Source organism: Pseudoalteromonas sp. NBT06-2, assembly GCF_002276045.1.
Classification (GTDB): Bacteria; Pseudomonadota; Gammaproteobacteria; order Enterobacterales; family Alteromonadaceae; genus Pseudoalteromonas.
In genome coordinates, this window is the sequence record NZ_NQMR01000058.1 from 35,040 (window position 1) to 42,738 (window position 7,699).

At 33.6% G+C, this 7,699-nt stretch carries 8 protein-coding genes; 6 read left to right on the top strand and 2 right to left on the bottom strand.

Annotation, left to right across the window (positions count from 1 at the left end; all coding sequences use genetic code 11):
• Nucleotides 1-27: 27 nt before the first annotated feature.
• The gene (locus tag CJF42_RS12830) at nt 28-600 is read left to right on the top strand and encodes a MiaE family protein (RefSeq protein WP_095367065.1); all 573 of its coding nucleotides are present in this window, start codon (nt 28-30) and stop codon (nt 598-600) included.
• A 24-nt stretch (nt 601-624) separates the two neighbouring features.
• The gene (locus CJF42_RS12835; RefSeq protein WP_095367066.1) at nt 625-1,695 is read left to right on the top strand and encodes a hypothetical protein; all 1,071 of its coding nucleotides are present in this window, start codon (nt 625-627) and stop codon (nt 1,693-1,695) included.
• Between the two features lie 12 nt (nt 1,696-1,707).
• Here the strand turns inward: CJF42_RS12835 and CJF42_RS27495 are convergent, their stop codons facing one another.
• Nucleotides 1,708-1,992 carry a hypothetical protein gene (locus CJF42_RS27495; protein ID WP_170940601.1) on the bottom strand — a complete coding sequence of 95 codons (285 nt, stop codon included), beginning with the start codon at nt 1,990-1,992 and terminating at the stop codon, nt 1,708-1,710.
• A gap of 427 nt (nt 1,993-2,419) precedes the next feature.
• Between CJF42_RS27495 and CJF42_RS12845 the strand changes: the two genes are divergently transcribed.
• On the top strand, nt 2,420-3,196 hold the full coding sequence (locus CJF42_RS12845; protein WP_095367067.1) for a PIG-L deacetylase family protein: 777 nt from the start codon (nt 2,420-2,422) through the stop codon (nt 3,194-3,196).
• A gap of 668 nt (nt 3,197-3,864) precedes the next feature.
• Nucleotides 3,865-4,209, top strand: a complete 345-nt coding sequence (locus CJF42_RS12850; RefSeq protein ID WP_095367068.1) for a YajD family HNH nuclease — start codon at nt 3,865-3,867, stop codon at nt 4,207-4,209.
• 46 nt (nt 4,210-4,255) lie between these two features.
• Here the strand turns inward: CJF42_RS12850 and CJF42_RS12855 are convergent, their stop codons facing one another.
• Nucleotides 4,256-4,948: a DNA-3-methyladenine glycosylase I gene (locus CJF42_RS12855; protein WP_095367069.1), complete on the bottom strand. Its 693-nt coding sequence runs from the start codon at nt 4,946-4,948 to the stop codon at nt 4,256-4,258.
• A 481-nt stretch (nt 4,949-5,429) separates the two neighbouring features.
• Between CJF42_RS12855 and CJF42_RS12860 the strand changes: the two genes are divergently transcribed.
• Nucleotides 5,430-5,801 (top strand): hypothetical protein, encoded by a 372-nt coding sequence (locus CJF42_RS12860; RefSeq protein WP_095367070.1) that lies wholly within the window; start codon nt 5,430-5,432, stop codon nt 5,799-5,801.
• Nucleotides 5,802-5,988: 187 nt separating this feature from the next.
• Entirely contained in the window at nt 5,989-6,546 is a 558-nt protein-coding gene (locus tag CJF42_RS12865; RefSeq protein WP_095367071.1) for an NAD/FAD-utilizing enzyme, read from the top strand.
• Nucleotides 6,547-7,699 lie beyond the last annotated feature (1,153 nt).

Here is a 7,699-nt window from a genome sequence, read left to right on the forward strand (position 1 = left end):
ATTAGTAACTTCACCTGTGGTTTTAACATGTTTGAATTAAAATACAATACACCTTTTGAATGGACAGAAGCAGTTCTTGCTGACTTTGATAGTTTTTTACAAGATCATGCATCAGCAGAGAAAAAAGCCTCAGGTATGGCAACCTCTATGTTGTCTCATTATCCAGATAGAGAAACCCTTGTAAGAACGATGACAGATCTTGCAATTGAAGAACTATTTCACTTTAAAGAAGTGCTTAAATTATTGACCAAGAAAGGTCTTACTTTAGGAAATGATAAAAAAGACAGTTATATAAAGCAAATGCGTGGAGTATTTCGTGGTGAGCCACTTAAATTTTTTTTAGACAGATTACTTCTAGGCGCAGTAATTGAAGCGCGAGGTTGTGAGCGATTTGGTTTAGTAGGTCAAGCATTACCAGAAGGTAAAGAAAAACAGTTTTATATTGAAATTGCAGAATCAGAAGAAAAACATAAAAACTTATTTGTAGAGCTAGCTTATGAATATTTTGATAAAACTGAAGTAGATGAAAGATTAGAAGAAATTTTAACCTTTGAAGCTAAAGTCTGTGCGAGCTTACCGTATCGTGCTGCTTTGCACTAAACTGTATTAATATATAGGGTTATTATGAATATTGTTGCTGGTTTTACGCAAATTAATCAGGTTTTTACCCAGAGATTAAAAGTTGCTTTAATGCAATTTGAAGAAATTAAAAATAAAATTAACCTGCAAAATATTGAAATTATTACTCTCACTATTGATCCACTGTCTACTGATTGGCATAGCCCAGAAAAGGAAAACCACTTTCGCAGTGGTTGTGCACCTATTTTAGCCATTAAACGTGCTCAAGAGTTAGTTGAGTCAGGTGAGCATGCTGTGATTATTAGTGGTGAAGAGCCATTAAAGTCAGGTTATAGTAAAGCGCAGCGTCATAAATTGATGGCTATCTATAATGATGAAGCAAGCATTTCTCAACTTTATAATGATTTAGCACATAAATTTATTGATCATCATGATAGCACTAAAGAAGAGTTTTTAAACTACGCAGATCTTTTGTTCCAAAATCATAGTAAAAGTCATCAATTGGCTATGAAAGAAGATAGAGCACACTTTGCACCTCCTGAGTCTAAATGGTTTAATAAAGTAACTGACTTATTTAGAGGTGTTGATTGTGCAAATCCTTTAATCGATTTCACCGGTAAATTACTATTGTGCAGCGATCAATTGATAACAAAATTAAATATTGATAAAAAGCAATGTGTCAAAGTAAAAGGCATTGGGTTAGGTTTGTTAGATATTGATGAACCAAAAGCCTTATCACAAATTGTTAAATATGATCATTTAACGCATGCATATGATATAGCTTGCAAGCAAGCAAAATTAAATTTTAATCAATTAGTGCATGATAAAAAAGCGTTAATGAAAGTGTATACTTGCTATCCAGTTGTACCTATGGCGTTTTTACTTAATACTGGATTAGTCGATTCTCTCGAACAAATTCCACAGTTTCTATCTCAGCATTTATTAACACTTAGTGGTGGCATGAACTTAGCCCGAGCGCCTTGGAATAATCCTGCTTTATATGGACTCATCGAAATGTATCAGCAATTAAAAGATACTGATATCAATTATGGATTAGTACATGGTAATGGTGGGATCGGATATCGTCAAGGAGTTGCTATTTTAGCTAATGCTTGATTTGTTTATTTGTCAGGTTGCTACCTTTAGATTCAATGTTGAAAACTTATTTGATGCTGAGTATTTAGCAGTTTGCGGTGATTCAAATGTAACAATTGGAGAAGGCACTAGCCTTCGTTTAGCTGCGCAATTTAGCTTATACCCAAACCACTTCAAGATGTGAGGTTCAGGACTGCTGAGCAATTCATGAGCTAGGCGCATCTTTGCATTAATGGTTACTCCCTTAAAAAAAGATGGACCGACAATATGCTCCTGCATTGCTCTAGTACCTACATCCATGCAGGCAACAACGAGCATGATTTGCTCAGAAGTCCCTGTAAGGTTGGTTTATAAATACTTTATGCAGCGTTATTGATTTTGAAAAGGGAATAACCATGTTCTTCAATCAATGTCTTGCCTAAAGCATTTCTAATTCCAACTGAATCCTGCATCTTGAAGTGGTTTGGGTATATAACCTTACTAGAATAGAAATAGTAACAACTAATTTTAAAGCACATTATATTTATAAAGTGCTGTTTTATAAATAATTATTGATTGGGTGTTTGAGGCGAAAATGAAGTTGAAAAGGTATTAATTTAATCAAGTATGAAGTAATAGTTTCTAAGATTCTCATTAAATTGATAATTTTCAGTGATTTAATTTTAAATTATTAAGCATTGTTTACCTAAATAAAGTAAAGTTGCTCTGATTTTTTATATTTTGAGTTTGTTGAAGGTTATATTTTATGAAAAGTATTGTACTGATTTGTCTATCTTTTTTGTTGATAGCATGTATTAATCCAGAAGTTAAGCATAAACATAATAAAAGTGTTTTGGTTGTAATGGCTCATCCTGATGATGAAACATGGGTTTCTGGCACATTAGCTAAGCTTATTGATGTAGGGCTTACTATTGTGCCTATTTATATTACGTCTGGTGATCGTGGAACAGATCGTTCAGGCAAAGGTCTTAGCGCAAGTTTTTTAGCACAAGAGAGAGAAATTGAAGCACTTAATGCAGCTAAAATACTTGGTCTATCATCGCCTATATTTTTGAGGTTTCCTGATGGGAAAGTAAAATCTCATGTTACAGCTGTTTCGTCCAAGCTTGAATTATTAAAAAGCCAATATAACCCACTTATGACTTTAACTTTTGATCCTTTGGGTATTACAGGAAATAAGGATCATCAAGTTGCTAGTAATATAACAAGTAAAGTATTTGATAATAAAGTAATTTATTTTTCGATTTCTGAAACGAGAGCGAATAAATTCACTGAATATGCAAAAAATAACGGGATAGATTTTAAAATTAAATATCCAATAAGTGATGATGCAGTTATACGCAAGGTTGATACAGCCGATTTTTCTAAACATAGAGTCGAAACGATGAAACAACATAAAACCCAATTTGTTCCTCAATTCATCGCAGTTTTTTCAAAGTTTATAGAAAAGCAGACTCAAGAAGAGTTTGTTATTACAGATAATGAAACGGTTAAGTTGTTTGATAAATATATTTCCAAATAACTTAGATATTTTAAATGAGCAAATTAATTCTATAAGTGGTAAACCTATTATTGCTTTGTCGATACAATTTGGAAAGTATATAGCCAAGTTACTTCAAGATGCGAGTTTCAGGACTGCTAAGAAAATAATGATCTAGCAGCATTTTCGCATTAATGGTTGCTCCCTTAAAATAAGATGGACCGGTATATGCTCCTGTATTACTCTAGTACCTACATCCATACAGGCAACAACGAGCATGATTTGCTCAGAAGTCCCCTATAGGTTTGTTTAGAAGCGCTTTAAGCTGCGTTATTGATCTTGAAAAGAAAATAAATCAATGTCTTGCCTAAAGCATTTCTAATTCCAACTGAATCCTGCACCTTGAAGTGGTTTGGGTATATTATGGGCAATGAAATTACCAATTTAACTCGGTTTACTCAAGTTAATATCAATCAAAAATTTTCAAAAAATGAGCTTGTTATTAATTCGGCTAATTCAAGCACGTTTCAGTCTGAAATGTCACTATATCTAAAGCTGAAAAAGATTAATTTTCTAAAAGAGATTCAATAATATTAATGAATCTATGCATAAATTAGCCGGCAAGTGAATTGTTTAAAAGGTAATAAGATTCTTTTTTCTCTTTATGTATTTAGCTACAATGGACATAAGAGCAATTGAGAGAAAACATCATGTCAGCTGATAGATTTGGTACAAGTGAACATTACAAGCAGCAAGAGAAAGGCTATAGAGAACGTGCATTAAAATTATTTCCTTGGATTTGTGGTCGTTGTGCCAGAGAATTTCAATACTCAGGGTTAAGTGAATTAACTGTTCATCATATTGATCATGATCATACCAATAATCCTAATGATGGCACTAACTGGGAACTTTTATGTATATATTGTCATGATAATGAACATGATAAATATACCAAGCATGAAGAGTATCCAACTGAAATTAAAGCTGGAGATAATAATCAGGAGATGGCAACATACAACCCATTTGCTGATTTAAAAGCCATGCTTAAGAAATAATAGATAAAAAAGGCTTTAATACTATTTAAAGCCTTAATATATAAAGCTATTGATTAAATCCAACTGTATTATCCCCAACACTATAAGATATTGTTTGGCTGATTTCTTGTAGAGATAATCCACTTTGTTGTTGCATTTCATTAAAAAATGATTGTATGGTTATTAACGACTTTTTAGTTTGTAGGCCACCATCTATAATTTTGTTAGATCTAAAATATGACTCTATATCTCGAGATAATATAAAGGTATCCTTGCCCATTACTCTGAGGCTATATGCACCTGTATTACCACCTAAACGAGCTCCATTCTTTTTTAACCAAGCCCACAAACCAATAATATCTTCACTTGGCCAATCATATATAAATTTGCTAAAGCTACCATGCAATTGCGCAATTGAATGTATCATCATGGTATTAACTGCAATTGTTTTTACTTTATTATAATTACGAACAATACGCTGATCAATTGCGCGTTGCTCATACATTTCAGGGGACATCATAAGTAACTTAGTTATATTAAAATCCCAAAATACTTCTCTAAACCCAGGCCATTTATTGTTAATGACTGACCAATAAAAACCACTTTGAAAAATTTTCCGAGTCAACTCTTCTAACCAAGTATCATCAGGTAAGGTTAACAAATCTTGAGAAGGTAATGGCTTTGACAGTAATGAATTTAGCATTTTCTCACTGCCTTTTCTTTGGATCGCACGAGCCTTAATATCTATAAATTTTTCCATTAATCATTTTTCTTACAACATAATTTGAATTCATAATAAAGTGCATCAGAGTTCAAATCTATTTAAATTTAATATGGGTATTAAATTTAAATAGATTTGAACTCTTAATGTTTTATTTTCCAATCTATTATCGCATTTGTTTAGCAGAGTTCAGGTTTATTAGCTATATTTTAAGGACTATGTGGACTTATATACCCATGCTACATGGAAATACACGATTTTAGTAAATAGAGAAGCGAGCCAAATGCGAGGCATAACATATGTCTTAACATTCTCAATAAATATCATATAACAATAGTTGGCCGATTATCGTCTTGTCCTAAAGTAGTTTGGGTAGAAAACGACTAATCGCTACGTTCCAACTTATTAAAAGGGAACAACCACTTCATACAAAGTTGTGTCTTAATATTAAGCATCGGTGAAACGCTGACTCTACATCTTGAGGTAGCTTGGATATATATTTTAAATTGGAGTTTTTTTGATGGCATTAGATTTTGAAATTGGTTTAGTACCACCACAATACATGGATGCTATTTTTAATAGAGGGAGCCTAGAATTAACATATACCCTTATAAAATCAAAAGAGCCCGAAATAGCTTTAGAGCTGACTCGTATATTAGGGAATAATCCCATATGTTCTAGGCAATTTAGAGCTGACAACATCCATCAAGAAAGTTTTTACGTATCTTTAAATTCTAGGCAAGTTAGGTGTGTTGTTGAAGTATTATTAGCTATTATAAATACGCCTTATGATGATACTACACTTGGTATGAATGTAGTAGCTAAGTCACTAATTGAAGAGTGGATGAAATTAGCAACGGCCATGATGCGCGAGCTTAATACAGATGAATAGAAATTTTATATTTAAATTTTTAATTATAGTCTTTATTTGATGTGAAATAGTATGTTTTCTTGGTTATTTTATTTCATGCTATACTTTAAACAAGTATGTGGTATGCGATACTGTGTAGTTTAATAAATATAAATCGTAAGTCACGAAAAATAGCACAGTACACCTTGGTTTTTAAAAGGAATATGTCATGATTAGGCACTATTACGTTACTAATGATCTTGATGATTTAGAGCTAGTTGAGAAAGAGCTTGAATCTCAAGGTTTTACAGAACCTCAAATTCATGTATTGAGTGAACATGATTTAGAGGTAAAAGAGCATCACTTACATGAGGTTGAATCTGTTTTAAAATTAGATGTTGTTCACTCTACTGAAGTATGGTGTATATTTGGCATTGTTGGAGCGATTTCAACGCTTCTGATCGCTTATCTTATGGGATGGACAAATACTGCGGCAGGCTGGGTCCCTTTCATATTTCTTTCTATTGTTATATTAGGTTTTTGTACTTGGGAAGGGGGTTTCATTGGTATTCAAAAACCCAATGTTAATTTTCAGAGATTTCAAGAACTATTACATAAAGGTAAACATATATTATTTGTTGATGTTGATCCGGAACAAGAAATGATTATAGACAAAGTGATGAAATATCATCCGAATATACAAATGGCTGGCGTAGGAGAAGCAACACCTCATTGGGTTGTTCGCAGTCAAGATAATTTTAAGCGTTTTATGAAATTTATGCCTTAGCAGAGCTTTATAAATTTAATGATTAATATTAAGCGCCATGATGGCGCTTTTTTGTTTGCCCAGCGAAGCTGGCAAACCCGACAGGCTGAAAGAAGTCATAGGAAGTTAGAAGGTACACAACTAATCGTAACCTGCTTCGGCGGTGTTAGTGGGTAAGCGTCCAAAATAGCGCAAAGCCCGATACTTAGTCAGACCAATACTGTGCTTGAGGGTGGAATTTCTAATGGGGAGCTAGAGCACCGATCAGTTTAAAATATAGTCACCAGCGAGAGCCAAAACTTTCGTAGACTAGGAAAACTTTTGTAGGTCTAGTTATTCTCCATCAAGAAAATTTAACGCAGTATACGGAAATTTTAGCCTCGCCCGCAGAGAATGGCCAAAAATCACACATGCTACGTTGTATAAGCTCGAAATAGCCCACTATTCCATTCACTAATACGCCTTGCCTGTCTGATTTTTGGACCATTATGGTGTTCATATTTTAAACTAATTGGTGCTCTAGTGCAGTAACTGGGGATGCCTAGCATTTTAAATTTACTTATAAGGAAGTGGTTTAAATTCAAGGAGAAACCCAAGGTTTAATATCTGTGTGAGGCGGCAGATGAACCGTAGTAGTGAGTAAGGTTAGGCCGATACAAGCCAGTAATGATACTAGGAAAAACCATTTAAGTTCATCAAGATGAATTCGTGGCGAAGATCGAACAGTTCTTTATCGATGCCGAACAAATGATGAGATGTAAAGAATACATGGGGCGTATACGAGATTCTTACGTACGGTTTTGTGAAAGAGATGAAAGATAACCTCGTCCTATTGATGTATTCTTGAGGTAATACTCTGTTATCAGTCATAATTTAATTTTTAAGAATATGGAACTGTTAATAATTTAGTCTATAGTATTTATATACCCGTGCTACTTGGAAATGCAGGTTTCACAGCTTTGATAGGATATGAGTACAAGGCATGATTTTAATTCATGGTTATTCCTTGATTATGAATCATAACGCCGTAATCGTTTTCTACCTAAACTCTGCTAGGGCAAGACGATAAGCAGACAACTGCGTTGTTATAAGATATTTGTTGATAATGACTTAACGACACATCTTATGCCCCGCATTTGGCACGCTTATCGACTTACTGAAATAGCGTATTTCC

Bases quoted from the DNA above. Each gene is read 5' to 3' on its own strand.
- CJF42_RS12830 (WP_095367065.1), top strand. From the start codon at position 28: ATGTTTGAATTAAAATACAATACACCTTTTGAATGGACAGAAGCAGTT.
- CJF42_RS12835 (WP_095367066.1), top strand. From the start codon at position 625: ATGAATATTGTTGCTGGTTTTACGCAAATTAATCAGGTTTTTACCCAG.
- CJF42_RS27495 (WP_170940601.1), bottom strand. From the start codon at position 1,992: ATGCTCGTTGTTGCCTGCATGGATGTAGGTACTAGAGCAATGCAGGAG.
- CJF42_RS12845 (WP_095367067.1), top strand. From the start codon at position 2,420: ATGAAAAGTATTGTACTGATTTGTCTATCTTTTTTGTTGATAGCATGT.
- CJF42_RS12850 (WP_095367068.1), top strand. From the start codon at position 3,865: ATGTCAGCTGATAGATTTGGTACAAGTGAACATTACAAGCAGCAAGAG.
- CJF42_RS12855 (WP_095367069.1), bottom strand. From the start codon at position 4,948: ATGGAAAAATTTATAGATATTAAGGCTCGTGCGATCCAAAGAAAAGGC.
- CJF42_RS12860 (WP_095367070.1), top strand. From the start codon at position 5,430: ATGGCATTAGATTTTGAAATTGGTTTAGTACCACCACAATACATGGAT.
- CJF42_RS12865 (WP_095367071.1), top strand. From the start codon at position 5,989: ATGATTAGGCACTATTACGTTACTAATGATCTTGATGATTTAGAGCTA.